This window comes from Rhizobium sp. H4 (assembly GCF_003013335.1).
Classification (GTDB): Bacteria; Pseudomonadota; Alphaproteobacteria; order Rhizobiales; family Rhizobiaceae; genus Rhizobium; species Rhizobium sophoriradicis.
Window position 1 is genome coordinate 172,565 of the sequence record NZ_PSOW01000010.1, and the last position, 24,236, is coordinate 196,800.

Consider the following 24,236-nt stretch of genomic DNA (forward strand, 5'->3'; position numbering starts at 1 on the left):
CATCGAGATGGATGAAGGATCGGCACATGCTTTCAACCCTGACTATTCTATCGCTGAAACAGGGCAAGCTGTACGGCGAACAGATCCCGATAGAGGCGCTGCCGCCAGGATTCAGGCTGCCGCGGCTCGTTGTAGTCCTGTTGCTGCCTTTCGGCCACTGGCGCAAACGTACAAAAGGCGGCCCCGCCGAAGCGGGGCCGGAGGTTGCCGAGCCGCAGGGGCGGCATCGGCCGCTTGATTACTCGATGACCTGCACGACGCGGTGCGTGCGGGGTTCGACGATCACGCGCTGATTGTTGATGACCGTGTAGGCGTATTTCGGGTTATCGGGCACCGGAGTGACGACGACATCGGCCGGGAGCGGCTTGCCGACGATGATCGGCTCCTCAACCACCACGCGGGCAGTCGGGGCAGGCTGCTGCTGGACGTAGGTGACGACCTCGCGCGGCGGCGGATCGACGACAGCGCCGGCGACACCGCCGGCTATGCCGCCAACGGCAGCACCCACGGGGCCGCCGACAATCGCGCCGGTGATGGCGCCGCCGGCCGCACCGGTGACAGCGCCGTCAGCAAGAGCGTTGGTAGCGAAAGACGAAAGCGCAAGGGCGCCGGAGACAAGTAGAATCTTGTACATTTTGCTTCTCCTTTGCTGGGGTTGCGTCTGGGTAACGACGCCGCCTGGCCGATGTTCCGGCAGGAGATTCACGCTTTGGAAGCCCGGTTCACATTCTGTGAGGTGGCTGAAATCGCCTCATTCCAGCCGCCGGCGAAAGAGCCACGCGGCGGCGCTGAGCGTGACGGCGGCGATCAGCGCCAGCGGGATCGTCTGGTTTATCACCTCGCTCAAGGGGATATCCTTGAGGAAGACGCCTTTGACGATCACCAGGAAATAGCGCAGCGGATTGATGAAGGTTATCGGCTGCAGCCAGCCCGGCATGTTCTCGATCGGGGTTGCGAAGCCGGAAAGCAGCATGGCCGGCACCATGAACAGAAAGGCGCCGAGAATTGCCTGCTGCTGCGTCATCGACAGTGCCGAAATGAAGAGGCCGAGGCCGGCGACCGAGCCGAGATAGAAGATCGCGCTGCCGTAAAGCAGCAAGAGCGAACCGCGCAGCGGCACCTCGAACAGGAAGACGGCGGCGAGGATATAGACGGTGATGTGGAACAGGCCGATCATCATCGGCGGGATCAGCTTGCCGATCAGGATCTCGTGCATGCGCAGCGGCGAAACCATCAGCTGGTCGAAGGTGCCGAGCTCGCGCTCGCGGGCGATCGACAGGGCCGTGACGATCAGACCGATCAGCAGCGCGATGCTGGCGATCAGGTTCGGCACCATGAACCATTGGAAGGTGAGGTTCGGGTTGAACCAGTTGCGGGGCACCGTCGACACCATCTCAGTGCCGGCGCGCTTGCCCGCCGGCGTCTCGGCGGCGAGGGTCGCGCCGATCTGCGCGAGGTAGCCCGCGACGATCTGCGAGGCATTGGAGCGGCGGCCGTCGAGCACGACCTGCAGATCGGCGGGTGTTCCCGCCTCGATATTGCGCGAAAAATCCGGGCCGATCTCGACGGCGGCGATCACCGTCTGGTTATCGATCGCCACCCGGACTTCGCCCTGATCGGCGGCGAATTCGATGTTGCGAAAGGTCGGCGACCCGTCGATGCGCTCGATCAGTTCCTGGCCCCAATGGCCGCTGTCGCGGTTGAGGATCATGAGGTCGACATTGCGCACTTCCAGCGTGGCGGCATAGGAAAAGACGAGAAGCTGGACAATCGGCGGGCCAATGAGGATGGCGCGGCCCTTGGGATCGCGCAGCACGGCGAGCAGTTCCTTGACGATGAGGGCGTAAAGCCTTGTCCATCCCATCTCAGCCGATCCTCTTTCGGGTGCTACGCGCGGCGAGCATGAACATGATGGCGCCGATCGTCAGCATGACGGAGATTGCCTTGGTGAACATCGGCCAGATGTCGCCGGCAAGGAACACGGTCTGCAGGCTGGGGATAAGGTAGCGCGCCGGCACGATGAAGGTGATCCACTGGATGATCTCAGGCATGGAGTTGATCTCGAACAGGAAGCCCGACAGCAGGAAGGCAGGCAGGAAGGCTGATATCAGCGCCAGCTGCGAGGCGAGGAACTGGTTCTTAGTGGCCGTCGAGATCAGCAAGCCCTGCCCGAGCGCCGGTATCAGAAAGGCGGCCGAAAGGGCGTAAAGGGCCGCGACCGAACCGCGGAACGGCACACCGAAGAGAAAGACCGCAAGCAGCACGCAGAGCGTCATCGAGGTGAGGCCGAGCAGGAAATAGGGCAGGATCTTGCCGGCGAGCAGCTCGACGGCGGTTACCGGCGTCGCCATCATCGCCTCCATCGTGCCGCGCTCCCATTCGCGGGCGACGACCAGCGAGGTCAGAAGCGTGCCGACCAGCGTCATGACGATGGCGATCGAGCCCGGCACGAGGAAATTGCGGCTGGTCAGCTCCGGATTGAACCAGAAGCGCTGCTCGACCGCGATGGTGGCTTCGGAGGTGGCGACGTCCGCCTGGCGCTGCTGCTCCCAGTTGGCAACGGCACCCTGCGCATAATTCTGCACGAAATTGGCCGTGTTCGGATCGGAACCGTCGACGATCACCTGGATGGAGGGGTGGTTGCCGGCGGTATAGCGTGTGGTGAAATCGGCCGGAATGACGACGATGCCGCGGACCTTGCCGATCACGAGATCTTCCTCGAACAGGCGCCGGTCTCGGCCGATCGCCACATCGAAATAACGCGAGGCGCGGAAGCTGGCCGCAAGATCCTGCGTCAGCGGCGTCATCTCCTCGGTCGCCAGGCCGATGCGGGTGCGGCTGGTATCGAGCGAGACGCCGTAGCCGAAGAGAAAGAGCAGGATCAGCGGCAGCACGAAGGCGATGAGGATGCTGCTCGGGTCGCGGATCGCCTGAAAGCTTTCCTTGCGCACGAGGGCAAAAAGACGCCGAAGCCGGCCGGAGGAAGGGCTCATGCCGCGTCCTCCGCTTGCGACTGCTGCACCAGAGCGATGAAGGCATCCTCCATCGTCGGGTCCGGCTGCTCGCTGGTCGCGACGCGAGCCTTCAACTCGTCGGGCGAGCCGAGCGCGATTGAACGGCCGCGATAGATCAGCGAGATGCGGTCGCAATATTCGGCCTCATCCATGAAATGGGTGGTGACGAGGACGGTGACGCCTTTTTCGACGAGCGCATTGATATGGGTCCAGAATTCGCGCCGTGTGATCGGATCGACGCCGGAGGTCGGCTCGTCCAGGAAGAGGGCGCGCGGCTCGTGCATGACGGCGCAGGCGAGCGCTAGGCGCTGCTTGAGGCCGAGCGGCAGGTCCTTGGCGGCCTCGCGGGCATGGCGGCCGAAATCGAAAATATCAGCCATCAGCGCGATGCGTTCGCGTCTGCGCTGGCCGCGAAGGCCGTAGACGCCGGCGAAGAATTCGAGGTTCTGCATGACGGTGAGATCGCCATAGAGCGAGAACTTCTGCGCCATGTAGCCGAGTTGGTTGCGGGCCTCCGCGGCATCACGGCGAAGATCGAAACCGGCGACGCGGCCTTCGCCGCCGGTCGGTTTCAACAGGCCGCAGAGCATCTTGAAGGTGGTGGATTTGCCGGCGCCGTTCGGGCCGAGCAGGCCGAAGATCTCGCCGCGGCGGATATCGAAGCTGATGTCGTCGGCGGCGGTGAAATCACCGAAGCGTTTGGTGAGGCTCCTGGCCTCGATCACCGGGCGGTCGCCCTCGACCTTCAGCGGTTCTTGCGCCTCGGCAAGCCGGGAGCGGCCTCCGGGACCGCCGCCCAGCATGTCGACGAAGGCATCCTCGAAGCGGGGCGGGGCAGGGGCAAGCGATGCGCCGTCACCGGCCTTGCCGATATCGGGCCTCTTGTCCTTGGCTGCCACCAGGCGGATCGCCTCGCCCTGGATCACGCCGTCGATGACGCCATCAGCCTGTAATAGTTCGGCAAGCACCTGCCGCCGGCGTCCCGTGACGCCGGAAACCCTGAAGACCCGGTCGCCGACGCGTTCGGTCAGGTCCAGAGGTTTTCCCGAGAAGAGCAGCTTTCCCTGGTTCAGGAGCAGCACATGGTCGCAGGCCTCCGCCTCATCAAGGTAGGCGGTCGACCAGAGCACGCCGATGCCTTCCTTCGTCAGGTTCTCGACCATCTTCCAGAGGTCGCGGCGCGAGATCGGGTCGACGCCCACGCCTGGCTCGTCGAGCAGCAGCAGGCGCGGCTTTTTCAGCAGCGCGCAGGCAAGGCCGAGCTTCTGCTTCATGCCGCCGGAAAGCTTGCCGGCGAGCCGGCCGGTGAAGCGCTTGAGGTCGGTGAACGTCAGCAGCTCGTCGAAGACGCCGGCGCGTTCGCTCCTCGGCAAGCCGCGCAGATCGGCGTAGAGATTGAGGTTTTCCAGCACCGAGAGGTCCTCATAGAGGCCGAAGCGCTGCGGCATGTAGCCGATCGCCGCTTGGATACCGGCGGCATTCTTCCTGGTGTCGAAGCCGAGAACTTCCACGCTGCCTGTGTCCGGCAGCATCAGGCCGGTCATCAGGCGGATCAATGTCGTCTTGCCGGCACCATCGGGGCCGACGAGGCCGGTGATCGCACCGCCGCCGATCACACCGGAGATGGCGTCGAGGGCCGGAGGCGCATCGCCGAACCGCTTGGTGACGCCATCGATCCGGACGAATGGCCTGTCGTCGTCCCTGGGCCCTGCGGCGGTCATTGTCCGCGCGCCGCAGGCTGGGAAAGCCGCACCGTGACCGGCATGCCCTGGCGCAGATCCGGGCCAGGCTTGTCGATGACGATCCTCAGGCGATAGACAAGATCGGTCCTGAGCTCCGGCGTCTCCACCGATTTCGGGGTGAATTCGGCAACCGGCGAGATGAAGCCGATCGTTCCCTCATAGGGCTTTTCCGGCGCCGTATCGGAGGCGACGGAAACCTTCATGCCGGGATGGATGCGGCCGAGATCGGGCTCGGCGACGTAGCTGCGCACCCAGACGGGCTCGGTCAGGGAGAGCACGAAGACGGTATCGGCCGGCGATACGATCGCGCCGTTCTCGCGCACCCGGGAGAGGATGATGCCATCGTTCGGCGCACGCAGCTCGGTATCTGCGAGCGAGGTGCGGGCCGAGGCGAGGGTTGCCTCGGCGGCCTTCAGCTGGGCGTCGGCGGCGGCGATATCCTCGACGCGCGAGCCTTCCTCAAGCAGTTTCAGCGCCTCATTGGCGGACTGGGAGCGGGCGGCGGCCATTGCCTTTGCAGCGGTCGCCTGATCGAGGCTCGCCTCGGAAATCGTGCCCTGCGGGCGAAGCTGGCGGGCGCGTTCATAGGCGAGGTTGGCGTTTTCAAGATCGGCGAGGCTCTCGTCATAGGCGGCACGCGCCTGGGCGATTTCGGTCGGCCGCGGGCCGGCCTTCAGCTTGTCGAGCGTTGCGCGAAGGGCTGCGGCATTGGCCTCGCCCGAGCGGACGGCGAACTCATAGGGCGCGGCGTCGAGCTTCGCCAGGACCGCATCCCTCTTGACGACATCGCCCTCGTCGACGCGGAGCTCGGAGAGGCGGCCGCTGACGCGAAAGCCGAGCGAGACCTGGCGGATATCGACATTGCCGTAAAGGACGAATTCGCGGCGGGCTTCGGGCAGCCAGCCGAGCTTCTCGGGTACACCGTACCACCATGCGGCAGCGCCGCCGGCGACGAGGATAAGGATGGCGAGGGGAAGGATGCGTTTCATGCTGCACCGCCTTTCGGCTGACCTATGACTTCGGCCAGTTCGGCGGCCAGGCGCCGCAAGATCTCCACCTGCTCGGGGCCGAAGGTCTCCCATTCCATCTGCGCGAGCACGGAAGCATGGGCGAAGCGGAAGATGAGGATACTGCCGACGAGATTGAAGGTGCGCAGGCGCACATGTTCGGACGCCGGATCCTCGCGCAGAATGGCGCCGACGAGCCGGCGACCCATCTCGATCATCGGCCTCATCATGCCCTGATAGACCCGCCTGAAAGCCTCGGTCGGCTCCATCTGCTCGCGGATCAGAAAGCGGGCCCAGGGTTCGGATTCCTTTGCGACGAAGAGCGTCACCATGGTCTGGAGAACTTCGGTGAGGAAGGCGCGCGCCTGGGCTTCGCCGAGCGGTTCGCCGGCCGCGTCGAGCGCCATCAGATGCGCACCGATGCGTGCCCGCATGCCGCTGACATGGGCGTCGATCCGCGTCATCAGATATTCGGCGGTGGCGATGTAGAGGCCTTCCTTGCTGCCGAAATAATAGGGGATTGCCTGCAGGTTGACGCCGGCCGCTTCTGTCAGCTGGCGGGTCGAAGCACCATCGAAGCCGTAGCGCCCGAATACGTCGAGAGCGGCCGTTAGCATCTTCTGGCGCGCGATCTCGGCGCGGGCGGAGGTTGGTGGGTTTTGGGTATCGTTGTTCTGGGTCATGACGAATTTATAGCACCAACGTAAAAATCAGTCAATCGAATGATATATATCGGGATGCGTTTTGACGGGAGAGGGAACGGATCCTGGGAGGCGGTGGTAAAGGACGGGGAGGTTGCGGGGCAGACCGAGCTTTCCTGCTCGAGCCAGTCGAGATTTTCAGATCGGCAAAGATGTGCCGGCAGGGAAAAGCAATGAAGCCCGTGCAAACGGACCTCTCAGGGAGCTTGGGGTGGCTGCTAACAGTAGCGCTGTGGCATCGCTAATTTCGACACTAGTATGTCTGGGGTCGTCCGCCGCGGAATGACTATCCCGCCGTTTTTCTCGTTATACGCTCATTTTTTGACACAAAACTGCCTTGCTCCTTCCGTATCGCCAAATGCGATGCGTATCCAAATCTATATTATCGCGCTCCTGCTGAGCGCCATTATGTGGTCGATCTCGTTCGACGCGGCGCGAGAGTCCTATCATGCTGCCCAGAGTGCGGGATTGATGCCCAATTTGCACATCAACAAGAAGCTGGATCGCATTCTGTAGACTGCGGGCCAGCGTTCACATCATTGGCATTGCGTGTTGGTCGCGGCGTATCGGCCGGCGGAGGCGCTCGCCATGGGTGCGGGGCGCTGTGCGGTCCTCAAATCCTGGAAAGCCGGAGAAAGTCAAATTTCGTAAAATTTGACCGATCAGCTTAAAAGCACTGCAAATCCTGGCGTGTAGAGTGGTCTCATGAAAGCGGCCGAGGCGTGGACAGACGCGTCGATCGTTTGGAACCGAACGGAGCGAAAGCCCGCCGATCCACAAATGGGGACTCGACATGCATAGAACACTTGCCGCCATCGCCTTGACTTTGACCGTCAATGCCGCTGCCGGGCCGGCCTTCGCCGTCGGCCCCGCCAGCCTCGCACGCGACCTGATGTACACCTCCGCCATCGGCTACGCGCCCGAGGTTCCGCGGACGACGCGCGCCGGATTCGTACGGCCGGGTGTACCCTTCGTTCTGCGCAGTCCGGCGGCGGTCGAAGGCGAAGGTTACCAACTCAAAACCTATGCACAGAACCTGACGGTCGTCGTCGACTATATGGTTTCGAAGGCTTTAGAGGCGGTGCAGGCGGCTGCGCTCCTCCGTTAAAGCGCCTCGCATCCTCCAGAGCGACCTAAGTCAGCCGTCGAGTTGGCCGCGCACATCGAGATACCATTCGACGAAAGCCTTGACGCCGACGTCCAAGGTCGTTGCCGGTTTGTAGCCCGTCAGCGCGACAAGCAGATCGGGGGCGGCGAAGGTGCGCGGCACATCGCCCTTCTGCATCGCCAGCATCTGGCGAATGGCAGGCTGGCCGAGTGCCTTTTCTACCGTCTCGACGAAATCCATCAGGCTGACCGGCTGGCCACCGCCGATATTGACGACGCGGAAGGGCGCCTGGCGCGAAAGCGTTTCGACCGCCGCGTCGTTGAGGCGATTTTCCTCGCGGGGCGCAATTGCCGACAATCTGACGATCGCTTCGACGAGGTCATCGATATAGGTGAAATCACGGCTCATATTGCCTTCGCCGTAGATCTCGATCGGCTGGCCCTCGAGCATGTTCTTGGCGAATTTGAACAGTGCCATATCGGGCCGGCCCCATGGGCCGTAGACGGTGAAGAAGCGGAAGGCCGTCGTCGGAATCTTGTGAAGATGGGCATAGCTGTGCGCCATCAGCTCCATCGATTTTTTCGTCGCGGCGTAAATGGTCAGCGGCTCGTCGGCGCGATCGGTCTCGCGGAAGGGGACGGTCGCGTTGGCGCCATAGATCGATGATGTCGAGGCCAGCATCAGATGGCGGACTTCGACCCGCCGGGCGATTTCCATGATGTTCCACGAGCCTTCGACGTTCGAATGTAGATAGGCTTCGGGATTTTCCAGGCTGTAGCGGACGCCGGCCTGTGCGGCGAGGTGGATCAGGATGTCCGGCTTGGCCGTGAGGACAGCCGCCTCTAGCGCCGGCCGGTCCTCGAGCATTGCGATGACCGGTTTGAAGGCCGGGAACTGGGAGAGGGCCGCATGGCGCATCTCCTTGAGCTTGACGTTGTAATAGGGAGTGAGGCCGTCGAAGCCCGTTACCTTGTGCCCCTCCTGCAGCAGGCGCCTGGCCAGATGAAAACCGATGAAACCGGCCGTCCCTGTAATGAAGTAGCGCATTCCCACCTTTTCTTGGCCCCCTGCCGATGGCAAAGAGCCGATTCCGTATCACGTGACCCCCCTTACAAGATAAGAAGAGGCCGAGTCGATAGGTCTTTGAGGGAGAAGACTGCGGCACCCATGCGGGTTTCACAGGCGTCGGCGCAGTCTACTTGGCGGATGCCATCGATATTGCTCATCTGCCGGGATGAGCGTCCGATTGTCATGCTGCATTGCAACATGCCGGCCTGCATGTTATGCCCGCCCAGTCGTCGGCAAGCGGAATCAGGATCGATGCGAGATGTAATCTATTGGATTCTCTGCGGATTTCTGACCCTTGCCATTGCGATCGTGTCGCTGCGCTATGTCACGAACTTCTGGCTGTTGTCCTTTGTCTACAGCTTTCAGATTCATCTCGGCGTCATCTTTGTTGCCGCCAGTCTCGTCATCCTAGCAGTCAAGAGGCAGATCTACGGCCTGGTTCTTCTGCTCGCCTCGCTTTTTCTCACCGCTCACGGTTTCGCCATGCTGCGCGAATTTGCACAGGATGACCAGCGGTCGGGTGCCGCGCCGCTTTTCCGTCTGATGTCGTTCAACATCGCCATCGACAATTGGAAAAACTCGACGGCCCTTGCCGACATGGTGATCGCTTCGAACGCCGATGTCGTCAATTTGCTGGAAGCCAAGCCGCTGACATTTCATCTGCAGCGATTGTTCAAGGCCTATCCCTACCATATCGGCTGCGACAACGGCAAAGATAGCTGTGATACGCTGGTCCTGTCCAAACGGCCGTTCGTGATGCGGCAGGTCGCAAGTATTGGCAGTCTCAGGAAAGACAGGTTGGTGGTATCAAGCGTCGACTTCGGCGGCCAAGCCATCAATCTCGTGTCGGCGCATCTGTCGAAACCCTATTACGACGACTACCAGATGGGCGAACTGGATGACCTCGGCAAGGCGCTCGGTTCGATTTCCGGCCCTCTGGTGCTGTCCGGCGACTTCAATTCGTCGGCCATCGCGCCCAGCATCCAGGGTCTTCTCCGCGAACAGAAACTGAAGACGCTTGCACCTGAACCGGCAACATGGCCGATCGCAGCAGGTGCCTTCGGGATCGCCATCGACCACATATTCGCGCGGGCGCCGCTTCGGCTGATCTCGCTCAAACGTATCGACGACAATCTCGGCTCAAACCATTCCGGTCTGATCGCCGAATTCGCTCTCGACCATGAAACGTCACCGGTGAGGTGACGCATGCGGCAAGTCAGAATCGCGTTCGGCCGCCTTTCCGGTCGATCATCTGGAAGGTCTTGCCATCGGTTTTCACGCTGACGCAATCCTTCGACTTATTGGGAAACAGAACGCAGACCTGGCCGTTTTCTATCTTGTAGCCATTCTCGTTGCCCTCGCGATATTCGTAGCCGTTGCTGCTTTCTTTCAGCTCCGCCGTGCCGGGCAGGTGCTGGCGAATTTCGGCCTCGCTTGCAACGCGCATATTCGCTGTCTGGGCGAACGCCATGACCGGCAGCATGAGTGAAAGAAATCCGGCGAGGGCGGGCAGGATACGCATCAGGGGATATCTCCGGTCATGTCGGTCGGCGTCCTCATTCTACGAGAATCCCGAGAGAAAATTCAACAGCAATGCTGATCGGGACGGAACCGGCGGCGAGTTGTCTTGAGCCCGCCGGCCGTTCCGAAGCCTGCCTCACGTTCTTCCGAACTCGTCGACGATGCGGATGATGTCATCCTCGCCGAGATAGGAGCCCGTCTGTACCTCGATGAGTTCGAGGAGGATTTTGCCGGGATTGGCGAGACGATGGACTTCGCCGAGCGGAATGTAGACGCTTTCGTTCTCGCGCAGCATGCGCACATTCTCACCAACCGTCACTTCGGCCGTTCCCTTGACGACGACCCAGTGTTCGGAGCGGTGGTGGTGTTTTTGCAGCGAAAGCTTCTTGCCGGGCGTGACGAAGATGCGCTTCACCTGAAAGCGGTCGCCGTTGAAGATGGAGGTATAGCCGCCCCAGGGGCGGTAGGACGTCGGATGCGTTTCGGTGAACTTCGCTGTCGCCGAAGAGGAGGCCAGCATCTTGACCAATTGTCCGACATTCTGGCTGTCCTTGAGCCGTCCGACATAGACCGCGTCCTCGCTGGCGATGACGGCGACATCCTCCATGCCCTGGACGGCAAGATGCACGCCATGGGTCATGACCAGCGAATTGCGGGTATTGACCACGGTCGTATTCGCGGCCGCGACATTGCCGTTATCGTCGCGCTTTCCCGATTTCCACACGGCATCCCAGCTGCCCATATCGGACCATCGGAACGGCGAGGGAACGACGGCTGCCTTCGAAGTCTTTTCCATGATCGCATAATCGATCGATATGTCAGGGCTCTTGGCGAAATGGTCGGCATCGAGTCGGGTGAAGTCGAGGTCGCGGCTTGCCTTGGAAACAGCCTTGCTTGCGGCTTTGAGCACCTCCGGTGCATATTCCTGAAGCTCGGCAAGAAGTTCCGTTACCGGGAACATGAAGATGCCCGAATTCCAGTAAAAGCCGCCGTCGGCGAGCATCCGCTGGGCTTCTTCCAGCGCCGGTTTCTCGACGAAGCGGCTCACCTTGTGAGCGCCGTTCTCCAGCGCGTCGCCGATCTCGATATAGCCGTAACCCGTCGCCGGTTCGGTCGGGTTGATCCCGAAGGTGACAAGCCTGCCGTCGGCAGCCGCCTCGCGGGCGATGCGGATACAGTCGAAATAGCTCTTATCGGCAAGAATCTCGTGATCGGAAGCGAGCATCTGGATGATGGCATTCTTGCCGAAAAGGTCGGCGGCCAGCGTTGCTGCGGCCGCGACCGCCGCGGCAGTATTGCGGGCAACCGGTTCGAGCAGGACGGCGGCGAGCGGACGGGCGAGCTCGCGTGCCTGCTCGGCGACCAGAAAGCGGAAGTCTTCATTTGTGACGATGATCGGGGCTTCATAGAGCTCGGGATCGGAAACGCGTTCGAGCGTATCCTGAAACAGCGTCTTGTCGCCTACGAACTGGATGAATTGTTTCGGCGCGGTGGCGCGGGAAAGCGGCCAGAGGCGCGTGCCTTTGCCGCCGGCCATGATCACGGGAACGATTTTCTGCGTCATAGGCGGGTTCCTTGAAATAAACGGCTTATTCGTTGCATGTTAGCGGGCGGCTGCCCAGCCTCTTATCCTGTCGAGGCCGCTGTGCAGCAGGTCGAGGGCCGCGGATTCACTCCCTGCCTCCACGTAGCAGCGCATTTCGGGAGCATTGCCGGACGGGCGGAAGTGGATGATCCGGCCATCCCTCAATGTCACCCGAAGCCCATCGATGTCGGATTTTGTCGCTACCGCGCCGATCGGCTGCAGGAAAGAGGCAAGATTTTCATCCGAGGCGCGCAGATGTTCCATCAAAGCCGCGCTCGTCTCGACGGGGAAATTCTCCAGACGATCGGCGGCGGCGAACGGCAGCTTGTAAGAGGCGGCAACGGCAGAAAGCGGCTGCCTGCGAGCGGCGGCGAGCGACAGGATTGCGAGCATGGGAATAAAACAGTCACGCGTCGGCAGGGGGCGCAGGTTTTGGCCATTGACGTCGAAGGTGGTTGCGGTCAGTAGGCCGCCATTGGCTTCAAAGCCCATGACATTATCTTCGCCGGCTGCCACCGCCTCTTCCATGCCTGATATGACGAAGGGCGAGCCGACACGCGTGCGCCTGACGGTGAAAGTGCCGGCGGACTCGATGCCGGAATTGGAGGTCACGGGCGTTACCACCGTGCGGGCCCGCAAGAAGTTGGCGGCGACAAGGCCGAGAAGGTCGCCGCGCAGGGGCGCGCCGGTTTCGTCCGCGACCAGGGGGCGGTCGCCGTCGCCGTCGGTCGAAACGATTGCATCGAATTTATGCTCGGAGACCCAGCGCCTCATCAGCGCGATCGTCTCGTCGGAAACGGCTTCCGTGTCGACCGGTATGAAACTCTCCGAACGCCCGAGGGCGGTGATCTCGGCACCGTAGTGGGCGAGAACGTCGATCAGCAGGTCGCGAGCCACCGTACTGTGCTGGTAGACGCCGATCTTCAGCCCGGATAGCGCACCTTGCGGAAGCAGGGCCGTATTGCGTTCGAAAAACAGCTGCCGGCAGATCGCCTCATGATCTTCCATCTTGGCCGGCGCCTCGACGAGTGCTTTGCCGCTTCGTTCGATCTCGGCTGCCTGTGCGGTGATCGCCGCCTCGTCCGATTTGTCGATCTCGCCGTCCGGGCGATAGAATTTGATGCCGTTGCGCTCCGCCGGTATATGCGAGCCCGTGACCATCAGGCAGGCGGCCTTGCTTTCGAGGCCATAAAGCGCGAGGGCCGGCGTCGGCACATTGCCGCAGTCGAAGACACGGAAACCGAGTGCCGTCAGCGCACCGGCACAATTCGCCGAAATTTCAGGGCTTGAATCGCGAAAGTCACGTCCGATCAGAATGATGTCGCCGGCCCGTGCCTTGCCGGTCTCCAGCAGATATTTGCCGAATGCGGTGGCGTAGAGGGCGGAGGCGCGTCCTTTGAGATCGACTGAAAGTCCGCGAAGGCCGCTCGTGCCGAATTTCATATGAAGACAAGCTCCGATTGTCACGTTCAAAGTTCTACTCAGCCCGCCAGCCGGCGTAAATACCGAAGCGGGCTTATAGTTAAACGGGCGGTGAAGAACCTACAAGGTTTGCGCTCACTCGCCGGGTTTCGATGGGCGGAGCCGCCATGAGACCGACAGGCATTGCGGCGTCAGCCTATTTTGTTAGAACCGTATGTCCATTGTTTTGTCCTATGTCGAAGGTTTTGCTGATGAGCGATACATCCGTCAGTCTCGAGGAGAGCTGGAAGTCCGCCCTCGAGGGGGAGTTTTCAAGCCCCTACATGCAGCAGCTCAAATCTTTCCTGGTCGCGCAGAAGCAGGTCGGAAAACAGATATTTCCCAAAGGCAGCGAATATTTCCGAGCTCTTGATCTGACACCGATCGCCAACGTCAAGGCCGTCATCCTCGGTCAGGATCCCTATCACGGGCTAGGGCAGGCGCATGGATTATGTTTCAGCGTCCGGCCCGGCGTGCGCATACCGCCCTCGCTCGTCAATATCTACAAGGAGATGGAGACGGATCTCGGTATAGCGCCGGCGCGCCACGGTTTTCTCGAGCATTGGGCACGGCAGGGCGTGCTGCTGCTGAACAGCGTGCTGACAGTCGAGGAAGGGCAGGCGGCTGCCCATCAGGGCAAGGGTTGGGAGCGCTTCACCGATGCCGTCATCGGCAAGGTCAACGACGAATGCGAAGCCGTCGTCTTCATGCTCTGGGGTTCTTATGCCCAGCGCAAGGCGGCCTTTGTCGATACGGCGCGGCATATGGTGCTCAAGGCGCCGCATCCGTCGCCGCTTTCAGCCCATAATGGCTTTTTCGGCTGCAAGCATTTTTCCAAGGCGAATGCCTTCCTGCAGTCGCGCGGGCGCGCGCCGATCGACTGGCGGCTACCGGTCGATCCTCATTGTTCTTAAAGTGAACGCGCATGGATCAGCGTTCACAAAAAGGAGACAATGCGTTTTGGTCTGCAGGTCTATTCCGGAGGCATGACCGAGCGCATTTATGATCCATCGAAAGCCCGCAAGCGGCGGGCAAAAAAGGGGTCTCACATGCTCGATCAAATCAAGGGTCTGCACCACGTCACGTCGATGGCGGAGGACGCCCGCACCAACAATCAGTTCTTTACCCATGCGCTCGGCCTTCGCCGCGTCAAGAAGACGGTGAATTTCGACGCCCCCGATGTCTATCATCTCTATTATGGTGACGAGACCGGTGCGCCAGGCACGATCATGACCTACTTCCCGTTTCCGAAAATGGCGCAGGGGCGGCCCGGCACCGGTGAGGTCGGTACGACGGTGTTTTCCGTTCCGCAAGGTTCGCTCGGCTTCTGGAGCGATCGCTTTGCCGCGCTCGGTGTCGGCGGCCTGAAGGCTGAGGAGAGCTTCGGCGAAAAGCGTCTGAACTTCTCCGGTCCCGATGGCGACGGCTTCGCGCTCGTCGAGGTCAAGGACGACGGCCGACAGCCTTGGACGCATGGCGGCATCAGTGAGGATCATGCGATCCGCGGCTTCCACTCCGTCGCCATGCGGCTGAGGGATGACGGCGCCACGGCCGAACTGCTGAGGTTCATGGGCTATGAGATCGCCGAGGAAAGGGACGGGGTCAAACGGCTGATCAAGCCTGATGGCAACGGCGCGCATCTGATCGACCTTGAGACCATGCCGAGCATTGCCCGAGCGCTTCCCGGCGCCGGCTCCGTCCACCATGTCGCTTTCGCGGTCGAAAACCGTGAAAACCAGCTCGAAGTGCGCAAGGCGCTGATGGACACCGGCTATCAGGTGACCCCGGTGATCGACCGAGATTATTTCTGGGCGATCTATTTCCGTACGCCGGGTGGCGTTCTGTTCGAGGTCGCGACCAATGAACCCGGCTTCAACCGGGACGAGGATACGGCCCATCTCGGCGAGGCCCTGAAGCTGCCGCAGCAGCACGCCCATCTCCGCGCGCTGCTCGAGCAGCACCTGCAGCCGCTCGAGGCGTAAGGAGAGGCGATATGACCGAAACTGGATATGTGCACCGGCTGCATGCCGGCGCACCCGGCAAACCGCTTCTGATCGTGTTGCACGGCACCGGCGGCGACGAAAACCAGCTCTTTGATTTCGGCCGACAGCTGCTGCCGGAAGCAACGGTTCTTGCTCCTCGCGGCGACGTTTCCGAACATGGTGCTGCGCGGTTCTTCCGGCGCAGCGGTGAGGGGGTCTACGACATGGCCGACCTTTCACGGGCGACGGAGAAGATGGCCGCCTATGTCAAGGCAGCCGCTGACGAGTACCAGGCTTCCCGTATTGTTGGCCTGGGCTTTTCGAACGGCGCCAATATTCTTGCCAATGTGCTGATCGAGAAGGGTATCTTCGACCTGGCGGTGTTGATGCACCCGCTCATTCCGTTTCAACCGGAAGCTCGCTCGACGCTTGCGGGAAGAAAGGTGCTGGTGACGGCCGGACGGCGGGATCCGATCGCTCCGATGGCCGTGACCGAAGCATTGTCGCAGTACTTGAAAGGCCGCGGCGCCGAGGTCGGCACAGTCTGGCATCCCGGTGGCCATGAGATCGCGCCGCTCGAAATCGATGCAATTCGCGATTTCTTCATCAGTTATTGATCGATTGCGCCGCCAACGGCGACAGCCGAATTGCGGGGCCGGCGAAAACCGGTCCCGCATCTCGGCTCAAACGACGATCTGGCATCGACAATAGGGATGCCACCAAAAGTGCTCTAACTCTTTAATTGAGGCCGACCGGGACAAATATCATCCTGTTCTAGGGACGAGGAGGATATTTGCCCCTGATTGCCTTCATATAGAAATTCCCCGGTGACTCCGCCATCGTCAAGCCGACGACGACACCTTTGGGAACCCCTTCATATTCTCTCCTCTGACCGTTGGTCAGATAGACCCGTAGATGCCGGCTGTCTTCGTCGTAAGTAATCGCCTCGATAAGTTTCGAATCAACCGCAGTTTCCACTTTGCACCCCGCAGTTTTGGATCTGAGATTCTGGATCAACAATGTCATTCGCGCTCGCAACGCGCCATCTTTATGCGGTGTCGCAAGGTCGTCAAGAGTGATCTGCTTTAACGTTCATTTTTTCCTGGCACCTCTCGTTTTAGTTGATTAATGCAGCTTTTTCGAAGGCCCCGCCTGTGGAAAATTAACAGTCTCCGGTTCTTCCAAGTGAAGAAATATTGGGTAATGCAGCTAAATTTTGAAGAATCTGGTAAAGAAACACAGGATTAATCAACCGTTAACCAGCCTAAATAAGGGACTTGGAAATATTAATCGAAACATCTTCTCTATTATGGATCAATACGACGTGCTTTGTTCGTGGCAGCCGTTTTGCTATGCCCGTCGAGCGGCGTGAGGAACCCTGACCACGTGCCGTCGACAACCGATCGGCAGGCGAGATTCCTCGCATTCTCGTCGGTCATCACGATGCGAAAATCGTTCAAGCGCTTGACGCCCGGATGGCGACGGCGCAGGAGACGCTTGCGCTTTCCACCGGGCGCGACGAGGATGGACGATGGTCATTGCCCGATGTGCCGGACGCGCAGCCGCGACCAGCCAGGCGAGCCTGGCGCAGGCGGTTCAGCAAAAGGGCGATGGGTCCGTCGTTTTGAATGTGGCAATAGGTTCCAGCTACGATGTCGACGGGGCCGCGTTCAGGCCAACTTCTTATGATCACTAAACTTCGTGCCGTTGCGGCAATGGGTGAGAAATGGATCAGATCCGACAGCCCGCCACACGGCCGGGTTTCACAAATGGGTTACATGTTTAACTATCTCGTCCCGTGGCGACAACAGATACCGATATTGACTGGCAGCCATAAAAAGCGCGCTCGGCTGACATATGCCGAAGGCGATTTCGCCGCGGTCTATGCGATGAGCGATGTCCACGGATGTTATAGCGAACTCGTCGAGGCGCATCGCCGCATCGAAGCGGATGCCGAACGCATTCCGGGGCCGAAACTCATTCTCCTGCTCGGCGATTATGTCGATCGCGGGCCGGATTCGAGCGCAGTGCTGGAATTCCTGAGCAAGCCGCCGCCGCCGGGATTTCAGCGTATCGCCCTGTGCGGCAATCACGATTCGGAGCTGGTGAAGCTCTATCGCAAGCCGACGCGCCTTCTGGAATGGCTTGGTTTTGCCGGGACGGAGACGCTGAATTCATATGGCATCGACATCGAGCATTTGCTGCAATCGGCGGCTGGAAACGAAATGATCGCCCGCGTCATCCACAACATGATACCGGAGCGGCATATCCAATTCCTGGAGTCGCTGCCGATCTTGCTGCAGATGGGAAGGGTCGTCTTTGTCCATGCGGGCGTCAGACCCGGCGTCGATCTCAAGAAACAAAAGGACAGCGACCTTATGTGGATCCGGCAGCCCTTTCTCGACGAAGGGCCGCAGCTTCCTGTGCTGGTGATCCACGGACACACTCCGGCGCGAATCCCGACATTCGGTCCGCAACGCATCGGAATCGACACCGCGGTTTCGGCGACGGGCCGCCTGACAGTGCTGACGATCAAAGGGACGCGCGTCGGAATCCTGTAGAAGAGGAGGGCGAGGTGTCGTCCGATAATCGGCGGTGTCCGACGATGCGCTTTGCTGGTTTACACCCATGTCATTGTCCCGGAGCCGCTGCAGACTTCCGCACGCCATGCATAAAAAACGCCGCGGACTTTATGTTCCGCGGCGTCAGGATGTTGGATCTCTGCAGACCTTATCAGGAGTTGGTCGTTTCCTGGAAGAGATTGGTGCCGATGCCGGTATAGGTGAAACCGTGTTTGTGGATCTCGTCGCTGCGGTAGATATTGCGCAGGTCGACCAGGACCGGAGCCCGCATCGACTGCTTCAGGCGATTGAAATCGAGCGCACGGAATTGGTTCCATTCGGTGACGATGACCAGCGCGTCCGCGCCAGCGGCTGCTTCATAGGGGCCGCTCGCATACTCGATGTTCTCGATGACCTTGCGGGCGTTATCCATGCCTTCGGGATCGTAGCCGACCACCTGGGCTCCATTGTCCTGCAGGGTCTGGATGATGGCGATTGCCGGGCTGTCGCGCATGTCGTCGGTGTTCGGCTTGAAGGTCAGGCCGAGAATCGCGATCTTCTTGCCGCGAATGTCGCCGCCGACCGCCGAAATCACCTTGCGTCCCATCGCCCGCTTGCGGTTGTCGTTGATCGAGATCGTCGTCTCGATGAGACGGACCGGCGCGTCGAAATCCTGCGCGGTCTTGGCCAGAGCCAGCGTGTCCTTGGGGAAGCACGAGCCGCCGTAACCCGGACCGGCGTGCAGGAACTTGGCGCCGATACGGCCGTCGAGACCGATGCCGCGCGAAACGTCCTGGACATTTGCATCAACCCGCTCGCAGAGATCGGCGATCTCGTTGATGAAGGTAATCTTCATCGCGAGGAAGGCGTTGGCAGCATATTTGATCAGTTCGGAGGTGCGGCGGGAGGTGAAGACCAGCGGCGCCTGATTGAGATAAAGCGGACGATAGACTTCGGTCATGGCTTCGCGGGCCCGGTCGTCGTTCAGGCCGACGACGATGCGGTCGGGGCGCTTGAAATCTTCGATCGCCGCGCCCTCGCGGAGGAACTCGGGATTGGAAACAACGGCGACATCGGCTGTTGGATTGGTTTCGCGGATGATGCGCTCGACCTCATCCCCGGTGCCAACCGGCACCGTCGACTTGGTGACGACGACGGTGAAGCCTTCCACATAGGTGGCGATCTCGCGTGCAGCCGCATAGACGTAGGAGAGATCGGCATGGCCGTCGCCCCGGCGGGAGGGCGTGCCGACCGCGATGAACACGACGTCGGCGCCACGAACGCTTTCGCCGACATCCGTCGAAAAGGACAGGCGGCCGGTGCTGGTGTTTTCGGCGACCAGCTGATCGAGACCTGGCTCGTAAATCGGAATGCGGCCTTCGCGAAGGGCCTCGATCTTACTCAGATCCTTGTCGACGCAGATGACGTCGTGGCCGAAATCCGCAAAGCAAACGCCTGAAACGAGGCCGACATAGCCTGATCCAATCATCGTGATGCGCATATTTCCCTCAAATCATTAGAGTAGAACGTCATGCTGCGTCGCAGCATGGGCCCCGTCATACTGAATCTGGCCGAAAAGACAACATCGAAGATCGCCTGGTGGCCCAAATCGGAATTCCAACTCAGGGCGCTGCGACCCGCGCCGGCTGCCCTGTCGACAGCAAAAACATAGGTTTGTGTGGAAGATATGACAAGTCGAGCCGCGCATCGGAGCGGCTCGACTTCAACCCGGAACGGGTGGATTTTATTATTTAGATGTAGGCATTGCGGCGGCTCAGGCACTTCACAGCCTTGCCGGACTTGCTCCAGCCGCGCCCGTTTTTACAGGCGATACCAGACGTAGGGGTCGGTATCCGATTGGATTTTGTCCCAGCGCAAATCGGTATCGCGCCAGTTCTTGATGCTGCTTTTCCTGTTGTCGAGCACCAGGTCGCCCTTGTCGGTTCTGACGACAAGAACGGCGTGCCCTTCGCCGGAGGGCGTGTACGCCGTCGCAATCCGCAAAGCGCGCGACGACCAGCCCATTGCCATCAGCCGGCTGCGCTTGGTCAGCGCAAAATCCTCACAGTCGCCGCTGCGGACATTCACCTTCCAGACATCACCGTTAAGTTCGTTGCGGGGATCGTTCCTGCCGATCATCGTACGGTTGACGGAGTTGTTCACATCCTTCAACTGCAGCATATCCTTGTCCGTCAGCGCGAGGACCGACAAACCATTGTTGTCGCGGCATTCGGCAGGGTTCTGGGCGCAGAACAGCACCTGGGCGAAAGGCGGGATGATCGTTCCTTTTTCAGAGATAAAGCTCACTGCCGAAGTGCTGGTCAGGCCGCGAGCGAAACCTGCGGGGCCGGCGGCAAATGCAGAGCAGGCATTCGCTGCTGTAAAAGCCAGCGCCAGAAGTGTAACGAACGTCTTCTTCATCTCTTAATCCCCGTTCAGGGCAACCGATTGAGATCAGGCTTGCCTTTTTTCTCAGTCAATGGCATGGCGGATTAGTGATCTGCCAAGTATTGGGCACAGAACGTCTGTCCCGTTTCTGCTGCTTGACGGAGCATAATCGGGGCTGGTCGCGATTGGCTTAAGCCTTTCGCGACAATTTTAAACGATGTGGAATTCTGTTGCACTTTAACACGCAAGCGTTTGATATGCAACTTATGTTAGTACGAGTATATTAACCGTAATGGTTGTATCTCTCTCGTTGCGCTGCTGGTGAGCGAACCAAATGTTATCCAAACTCATCAACGCGCAGGTCTTACGGGAGACGATCCTCTTTGCCTTCATTGGCCTGGTAATATTGACGCTCATTCCGTTCGGAAGCGTCACGCCGTTTCCTTTCGCCTTCGCGGCGATCGGGATGTTTGCCCTGGCCATTATTGCGGGACTGCTGTTTGGAGAGCCGAGGCAGGCCGGATGGGTGTTCAGCATCGCGCTGTTTCTGCTGGTCGTGCTGACGGGGTGGACGTTCGTCCAGACAATCGAACTGCCAGCCAATTGGCTGGCAAACCCTGCCTGGAGCGCCGCGCGTGACTTGGCGGGCGTTCAATACGCGGCGATCTCCGTTGAGCCGGCCGACACGCTCGCCTCGATTCTCTGGGTGGCTCTGCCTTTCGTGACCTTCCTGACCGGACTGGTGTTGTGCGACACCGATCAACGGGCGCGGAGAGTTCTGGCCAGCCTGGGGCTCACGGCGGGCGCTATCGCGGTTTTCAGTCTTATGCAATTTTCGATGTTTCCCAACGTCCTGATTGTCATCGAAAAACACGCCTACCTCGACAGCCTGACGGCCGTGTTCGTCAACCGCAATACCGCCGCGACTTTTCTCGGGCTAGGGACGCTGCTCATGCTGACCCTGGTCAGGGACCTTGCCCGCTCCTATTTGAACCATCCGCCCGGCGAGCCCGGCCGAAACGTTCTTCTCTTGAGAGTGTGGATCTACATTCTGCTCTTGTGCGCATGTTTCACCGCGTTGATGCTGAGCCGATCACGCGCTGGGATATTCGCGACCTGTGTTGCCGCTCTCATCTACTTTCCCTGGCTCGTCATCTCCTGGAACAACTCCAGGCGCCATATGAGACCGACGCCAAGATGGCGGTCGATAGTGAAGCTTCTTTCGGCGATGACCTTCGTCCTCCTGTTGCTGAGCATGTTTGCCGGCCAGGCGATTTTGCGCGCGCAACAACGGCGTCTTGAGGATGACGATCGCTTTTGCATCCTGCCGGGCATCTGGCGTGCCATTTCGGATCACTGGCTGACGGGAACGGGTCTTGGCACTTTCCGCACCGTGTTTTCAGCCTATCGCGATCCGGCCTGCGGCATTTTCGGGATCTTCGATCGCGCCCATAATTTCTACCTGGAAGGATTTCTAGGCCTCGGGATTTTATTTCCGATCGCGGCGATCATTGCCTTCGCGGTGCTTGCCAGGGTGTTCTGGCGGGGGATCGCTCAACGGCGCCGCTTGAGACATTATGTTCTTCTTGGACTGGCGGCGACGGTTTTGGTCGCCCTTCATGCCGCGGTGGATTTTTCGCTGCAGATTCCAGGCTTTGCGGTATTTTTTGCCGCTTTCCTCAGTGCCGTTGTCACCATCAGCCTTGGACGTAACGGCGGCGAAGCGGAATGGCAATATGTGCGGCCGGCCAGCGGTCGATGATTGAACAGATGGTTTCGTGAAGGTTTTTCGAAAATGCCGATTGTGGGGTAACGCGCTGTTGACTCTGAAACGCAAGAGATTTTATAGCGGGGGCAGCCTTCAGGGCGTTGCCGGCAAAAGAGAAGCCGGATTGCAGCGTATTCGCTTGGTGAAGGGCTTGGCGTTGCCAGCCTGCCACAGTTAGAGAAATGTTAATCCGCCTACAGTGATTATTGGTCAGGGATTGTCTTGTATTTTGTAAGATTGCGAGGCAGTAGCTTCAGGGGCGTCAACACAGGTTATTCTATGGGTTGTTTTCCTATCGGTAGTACACGCGTCGCCATTGTTGTAGCGCTAACGACTATATTGGCAAGCTGCACGTCGTTGCCAAGATCCGGTCCCGATCACAAAGATGTTGATCGAGGCGCGGCAGTGAAGGTCACAACGAAGGAGCGTCGCGTCGGTATCGACTACGCCTTGGTTGATCTCAGCAAGAACGTCCTGCCATATTTCTCCTCTCCGCAGCCGACCTCCTTCAAGGGATTTGGCGGTGGTCGCGGCGGGGCGCCTGAAATTCCGCTTGGTTATGGCGACGTCGTCCAGGTTGCTATCTTCGAAGCTCAGTCCGGCGGGTTGTTCATTCCGTCGGATGCCGGCAGCCGACCCGGCAATTACATCTCTCTGCCGGAGCAGACCATCGATAGAAACGGAACGATCACGATCCCCTATGCTGGTCGCGTTCCGGCCGCAGGTCGCCTTAAGGAGACCGTGGAGCAGGACGTCGAAGATCGGCTGGCCAGCCGCGCGATCGAGCCGCAGGTGGTTATTACGACAACGACCAGCCGCTCCAGTCAGGTGGCCGTGCTCGGTGACGTTAACAGTCCTCAGCGCGTCACGATCAGCCCGGCCGGTGAGCGCGTTCTCGATGTCATTTCCGCTGCAGGCGGTTTGACGACCAACAATATCGAAACGAATGTGACGCTGCAGCGCCGCGGCAAGACAGCAACCGTCGCTTACAACACGCTGTTGAAAAACCCGGCGGAGAATATCTATGTCGCGCCGGATGATACGATCTCGGTCGATCATGAGCGCCGTACCTATCTTGCGCTCGGCGCCGCCGGCGTCAGCGGCCGCTTCGATTTCGAGGAGTCAGACCTCACCCTTGGAGAGGCTATCGCCAAGGCGGGTGGCCTGCGCGACGACCGCGCGGATCCGGCTCAGATCCTGCTTTATCGCCTTGTCCCCAAGAAGACGGTTGCCGCGATGCATGTCGATACGACCAGGTTTGCGGGCGATACGGTTCCGGTGATCGTTCGCGCCAATCTTCGCGATCCGGCGACCTTGTTTGCTGTTCAGCAATTCAAGATGGAAGACAAGGACGTTATCTATATCTCCAATTCGGACTCTGTTGAATTGGTCAAGTTCCTTGACATCGTAAACTCGGTATCGTCCACCGTCGCCGGCGTGTCGGATGACGTGAACGATACTCGCAACGCAGTGCGCAATCTCGGACGTTGATTGAAATGGGCGGGCCGGCGTCGATCGTTAGTGATCGAGGCTGGCGGCCTATCGGCTAGCGGATTTGATGAAGGAAATTGTGGGTATGGCAAGGTCAGCTGTTTATCGTCGGCTTGCTTATAGCGGAATTATCGTCGCGGCTTTTGCCGGCATGACTTCAAGCGCTCTTGCGGCTGCTTGCCTGGGGCCGGCAAATCTGACGCCGGTCGACATCAGCGGATTTACGGCCAATCCCGCCGTGCTGCTCGACATGTCCGATCCATTGGTTTTGTCATCGCGTGTACGCGCATTGGTCGGAAGCAGCGACGACGCCCTGTCGCCGGTGATCGAGCAGGCCAAGAAGGCCAATGCCGCCCAGATGGCGGCGATCGGCGCCGGCCTTGGACGGGCGGCCAACAGCTGCCAGGTCTCGGACCCGCAATTCAAGCTCGCGATCGAAAAAGCGGTCGCCGAGGCGGCCACTGCCGATCCTAACCTTGCGCCGCTGCTGGCAGCCTTTGCGAAGGTTCTCGCTGAAGGCGGTACAGCGGCACTCGGCCCGGGCGCAAGCGCGGCTGCGGCAGCATCGGGTATCGGCAATGACGGATCGATCGGCCGCACCGGTCCCGGGGCGGATGACGGTACGCCGTTTGAGGGCAGCGCCACAACTGCCGGCACGCTGCAGGTTTCGACTGCGGGGGACGGCGATAGTTCGTCGACCTCAACGACGACACTGATCAGCACGGGCGGGGCAGGGCAGTCGTCAACCGACCCGACGCAATCGACGAGTCAGAGTGTGCCCGTCACACAATAGCTGGATTTGCCTGTAGATCTTAGCGCTTGACGCCTTTGTTGGAGAT

The 24,236-nt window shown here is 60.2% G+C and carries 23 protein-coding genes; 10 read left to right on the top strand and 13 right to left on the bottom strand.

Translation table 11 applies throughout. The annotated features are described in order from the left end of the window. The first annotated feature begins 26 nt into the window (after positions 1–26). A complete protein-coding gene (locus tag C4N04_RS17340; protein ID WP_245425597.1) occupies positions 27–293 on the top strand; it encodes a hypothetical protein in 267 nt (88 codons plus the stop codon). On the opposite strand, the gene C4N04_RS17345 is transcribed toward C4N04_RS17340, so the two are convergent. The 6 genes from C4N04_RS17345 to C4N04_RS17370 all read right to left on the bottom strand — a co-directional run bounded on the left by C4N04_RS17345 (position 239) and on the right by C4N04_RS17370 (position 6,446). Continuing rightward, complete coding sequence (locus C4N04_RS17345; protein WP_106796601.1) at positions 239–634, bottom strand: DUF1236 domain-containing protein; 396 nt, start codon at positions 632–634, stop codon at positions 239–241. The genes C4N04_RS17340 and C4N04_RS17345 overlap by 55 nt on opposite strands. A 117-nt stretch (positions 635–751) precedes the next feature. Beyond that, positions 752–1,864, bottom strand: coding sequence for an ABC transporter permease (locus tag C4N04_RS17350; protein WP_077990091.1), 1,113 nt, complete (start codon positions 1,862–1,864; stop codon positions 752–754). A 1-nt stretch (position 1,865) separates the two neighbouring features. After that, entirely contained in the window at positions 1,866–2,993 is a 1,128-nt protein-coding gene (locus C4N04_RS17355; protein WP_096762234.1) for an ABC transporter permease, read from the bottom strand. Further along, the gene (locus C4N04_RS17360; protein ID WP_106796602.1) at positions 2,990–4,735 is read right to left on the bottom strand and encodes an ATP-binding cassette domain-containing protein; all 1,746 of its coding nucleotides are present in this window, start codon (positions 4,733–4,735) and stop codon (positions 2,990–2,992) included. Before C4N04_RS17360 ends, C4N04_RS17355 begins: the two co-directional genes overlap by 4 nt. Continuing rightward, complete coding sequence (gene hlyD / locus C4N04_RS17365; RefSeq protein WP_077990094.1) at positions 4,732–5,745, bottom strand: secretion protein HlyD; 1,014 nt, start codon at positions 5,743–5,745, stop codon at positions 4,732–4,734. Before hlyD ends, C4N04_RS17360 begins: the two co-directional genes overlap by 4 nt. Continuing rightward, complete coding sequence (locus C4N04_RS17370) at positions 5,742–6,446, bottom strand: CerR family C-terminal domain-containing protein (RefSeq protein WP_077990095.1); 705 nt, start codon at positions 6,444–6,446, stop codon at positions 5,742–5,744. Before C4N04_RS17370 ends, hlyD begins: the two co-directional genes overlap by 4 nt. Before the next feature lie 811 nt (positions 6,447–7,257). Between C4N04_RS17370 and C4N04_RS17375 the strand changes: the two genes are divergently transcribed. Continuing rightward, on the top strand, positions 7,258–7,572 hold the full coding sequence (locus C4N04_RS17375; RefSeq protein ID WP_106796603.1) for a hypothetical protein: 315 nt from the start codon (positions 7,258–7,260) through the stop codon (positions 7,570–7,572). Between the two features lie 30 nt (positions 7,573–7,602). Here C4N04_RS17375 and C4N04_RS17380 read toward each other — a convergent pair whose 3' ends face one another. After that, positions 7,603–8,619, bottom strand: a complete 1,017-nt coding sequence (locus C4N04_RS17380; protein WP_106796604.1) for an NAD-dependent epimerase/dehydratase family protein — start codon at positions 8,617–8,619, stop codon at positions 7,603–7,605. Between the two features lie 273 nt (positions 8,620–8,892). Here C4N04_RS17380 and C4N04_RS17385 point away from each other — a divergent pair, with 273 nt between their 5' ends. Next, positions 8,893–9,843, top strand: a complete 951-nt coding sequence (locus tag C4N04_RS17385) for an endonuclease/exonuclease/phosphatase family protein (protein WP_106796605.1) — start codon at positions 8,893–8,895, stop codon at positions 9,841–9,843. Between the two features lie 13 nt (positions 9,844–9,856). Here the strand turns inward: C4N04_RS17385 and C4N04_RS17390 are convergent, their stop codons facing one another. The 3 genes from C4N04_RS17390 to C4N04_RS31860 all read right to left on the bottom strand — a co-directional run bounded on the left by C4N04_RS17390 (position 9,857) and on the right by C4N04_RS31860 (position 13,189). Next, on the bottom strand, positions 9,857–10,162 hold the full coding sequence (locus C4N04_RS17390) for a hypothetical protein (protein ID WP_077989903.1): 306 nt from the start codon (positions 10,160–10,162) through the stop codon (positions 9,857–9,859). A gap of 135 nt (positions 10,163–10,297) precedes the next feature. Further along, the gene (locus tag C4N04_RS31855) at positions 10,298–11,725 is read right to left on the bottom strand and encodes a mannose-1-phosphate guanylyltransferase/mannose-6-phosphate isomerase (protein ID WP_010059780.1); all 1,428 of its coding nucleotides are present in this window, start codon (positions 11,723–11,725) and stop codon (positions 10,298–10,300) included. A 39-nt stretch (positions 11,726–11,764) separates the two neighbouring features. Next, positions 11,765–13,189 carry a phosphomannomutase gene (locus C4N04_RS31860; RefSeq protein ID WP_179363794.1) on the bottom strand — a complete coding sequence of 475 codons (1,425 nt, stop codon included), beginning with the start codon at positions 13,187–13,189 and terminating at the stop codon, positions 11,765–11,767. 230 nt (positions 13,190–13,419) lie between these two features. Here C4N04_RS31860 and ung point away from each other — a divergent pair, with 230 nt between their 5' ends. From ung to C4N04_RS17410, 3 genes are all read left to right on the top strand, one after another. Continuing rightward, positions 13,420–14,121 carry a uracil-DNA glycosylase gene (ung, locus tag C4N04_RS17400; RefSeq protein ID WP_106796606.1) on the top strand — a complete coding sequence of 234 codons (702 nt, stop codon included), beginning with the start codon at positions 13,420–13,422 and terminating at the stop codon, positions 14,119–14,121. Positions 14,122–14,256: 135 nt separating this feature from the next. Further along, on the top strand, positions 14,257–15,189 hold the full coding sequence (locus C4N04_RS17405) for a VOC family protein (protein ID WP_009991866.1): 933 nt from the start codon (positions 14,257–14,259) through the stop codon (positions 15,187–15,189). 11 nt (positions 15,190–15,200) lie between these two features. Beyond that, positions 15,201–15,806 carry an alpha/beta hydrolase gene (locus C4N04_RS17410; protein ID WP_009991865.1) on the top strand — a complete coding sequence of 202 codons (606 nt, stop codon included), beginning with the start codon at positions 15,201–15,203 and terminating at the stop codon, positions 15,804–15,806. Between the two features lie 157 nt (positions 15,807–15,963). Here C4N04_RS17410 and C4N04_RS17415 read toward each other — a convergent pair whose 3' ends face one another. Continuing rightward, complete coding sequence (locus C4N04_RS17415) at positions 15,964–16,206, bottom strand: KTSC domain-containing protein (RefSeq protein WP_086156341.1); 243 nt, start codon at positions 16,204–16,206, stop codon at positions 15,964–15,966. A gap of 752 nt (positions 16,207–16,958) precedes the next feature. Between C4N04_RS17415 and C4N04_RS17425 the strand changes: the two genes are divergently transcribed. Next, the gene (locus tag C4N04_RS17425; RefSeq protein ID WP_077989905.1) at positions 16,959–17,750 is read left to right on the top strand and encodes a metallophosphoesterase; all 792 of its coding nucleotides are present in this window, start codon (positions 16,959–16,961) and stop codon (positions 17,748–17,750) included. A 172-nt stretch (positions 17,751–17,922) separates the two neighbouring features. Here the strand turns inward: C4N04_RS17425 and C4N04_RS17430 are convergent, their stop codons facing one another. After that, the gene (locus tag C4N04_RS17430; RefSeq protein ID WP_039621541.1) at positions 17,923–19,251 is read right to left on the bottom strand and encodes a UDP-glucose/GDP-mannose dehydrogenase family protein; all 1,329 of its coding nucleotides are present in this window, start codon (positions 19,249–19,251) and stop codon (positions 17,923–17,925) included. Between the two features lie 320 nt (positions 19,252–19,571). Continuing rightward, positions 19,572–20,171, bottom strand: coding sequence for a transglutaminase-like cysteine peptidase (locus C4N04_RS17435; RefSeq protein WP_009982573.1), 600 nt, complete (start codon positions 20,169–20,171; stop codon positions 19,572–19,574). Between the two features lie 301 nt (positions 20,172–20,472). On the opposite strand from C4N04_RS17435, the gene C4N04_RS17440 reads away from it, so the two are divergent. The 3 genes from C4N04_RS17440 (at position 20,473) to C4N04_RS17450 (ending at position 24,190) form a co-directional block, all read left to right on the top strand. Next, entirely contained in the window at positions 20,473–21,900 is a 1,428-nt protein-coding gene (locus C4N04_RS17440) for an O-antigen ligase family protein (protein WP_096762241.1), read from the top strand. A 285-nt stretch (positions 21,901–22,185) separates the two neighbouring features. Then, positions 22,186–23,397, top strand: a complete 1,212-nt coding sequence (locus C4N04_RS17445; protein WP_038690743.1) for a polysaccharide biosynthesis/export family protein — start codon at positions 22,186–22,188, stop codon at positions 23,395–23,397. 85 nt (positions 23,398–23,482) lie between these two features. Continuing rightward, positions 23,483–24,190: a sugar transporter gene (locus C4N04_RS17450; RefSeq protein ID WP_096762242.1), complete on the top strand. Its 708-nt coding sequence runs from the start codon at positions 23,483–23,485 to the stop codon at positions 24,188–24,190. Positions 24,191–24,236: the final 46 nt, after the last annotated feature.

Coding starts and splice junctions, on each gene's coding strand:
- C4N04_RS17350 (WP_077990091.1), bottom strand. CDS start 1,864: ATGGGATGGACAAGGCTTTACGCCCTCATCGTCAAGGAACTGCTCGCC.
- C4N04_RS17405 (WP_009991866.1), top strand. CDS start 14,257: ATGCTCGATCAAATCAAGGGTCTGCACCACGTCACGTCGATGGCGGAG.
- C4N04_RS17390 (WP_077989903.1), bottom strand. CDS start 10,162: ATGCGTATCCTGCCCGCCCTCGCCGGATTTCTTTCACTCATGCTGCCG.
- C4N04_RS17425 (WP_077989905.1), top strand. CDS start 16,959: ATGGGTTACATGTTTAACTATCTCGTCCCGTGGCGACAACAGATACCG.
- C4N04_RS17360 (WP_106796602.1), bottom strand. CDS start 4,735: ATGACCGCCGCAGGGCCCAGGGACGACGACAGGCCATTCGTCCGGATC.
- ung (WP_106796606.1), top strand. CDS start 13,420: ATGAGCGATACATCCGTCAGTCTCGAGGAGAGCTGGAAGTCCGCCCTC.
- C4N04_RS17380 (WP_106796604.1), bottom strand. CDS start 8,619: ATGCGCTACTTCATTACAGGGACGGCCGGTTTCATCGGTTTTCATCTG.
- C4N04_RS17410 (WP_009991865.1), top strand. CDS start 15,201: ATGACCGAAACTGGATATGTGCACCGGCTGCATGCCGGCGCACCCGGC.
- C4N04_RS17370 (WP_077990095.1), bottom strand. CDS start 6,446: ATGACCCAGAACAACGATACCCAAAACCCACCAACCTCCGCCCGCGCC.
- C4N04_RS31855 (WP_010059780.1), bottom strand. CDS start 11,725: ATGACGCAGAAAATCGTTCCCGTGATCATGGCCGGCGGCAAAGGCACG.
- C4N04_RS17345 (WP_106796601.1), bottom strand. CDS start 634: ATGTACAAGATTCTACTTGTCTCCGGCGCCCTTGCGCTTTCGTCTTTC.
- C4N04_RS17440 (WP_096762241.1), top strand. CDS start 20,473: ATGTTATCCAAACTCATCAACGCGCAGGTCTTACGGGAGACGATCCTC.
- C4N04_RS17430 (WP_039621541.1), bottom strand. CDS start 19,251: ATGCGCATCACGATGATTGGATCAGGCTATGTCGGCCTCGTTTCAGGC.
- C4N04_RS17385 (WP_106796605.1), top strand. CDS start 8,893: ATGCGAGATGTAATCTATTGGATTCTCTGCGGATTTCTGACCCTTGCC.
- C4N04_RS31860 (WP_179363794.1), bottom strand. CDS start 13,189: ATGAAATTCGGCACGAGCGGCCTTCGCGGACTTTCAGTCGATCTCAAA.
- C4N04_RS17445 (WP_038690743.1), top strand. CDS start 22,186: ATGGGTTGTTTTCCTATCGGTAGTACACGCGTCGCCATTGTTGTAGCG.
- C4N04_RS17340 (WP_245425597.1), top strand. CDS start 27: ATGCTTTCAACCCTGACTATTCTATCGCTGAAACAGGGCAAGCTGTAC.
- C4N04_RS17355 (WP_096762234.1), bottom strand. CDS start 2,993: ATGAGCCCTTCCTCCGGCCGGCTTCGGCGTCTTTTTGCCCTCGTGCGC.
- C4N04_RS17375 (WP_106796603.1), top strand. CDS start 7,258: ATGCATAGAACACTTGCCGCCATCGCCTTGACTTTGACCGTCAATGCC.
- C4N04_RS17450 (WP_096762242.1), top strand. CDS start 23,483: ATGGCAAGGTCAGCTGTTTATCGTCGGCTTGCTTATAGCGGAATTATC.
- hlyD (WP_077990094.1), bottom strand. CDS start 5,745: ATGAAACGCATCCTTCCCCTCGCCATCCTTATCCTCGTCGCCGGCGGC.
- C4N04_RS17435 (WP_009982573.1), bottom strand. CDS start 20,171: ATGAAGAAGACGTTCGTTACACTTCTGGCGCTGGCTTTTACAGCAGCG.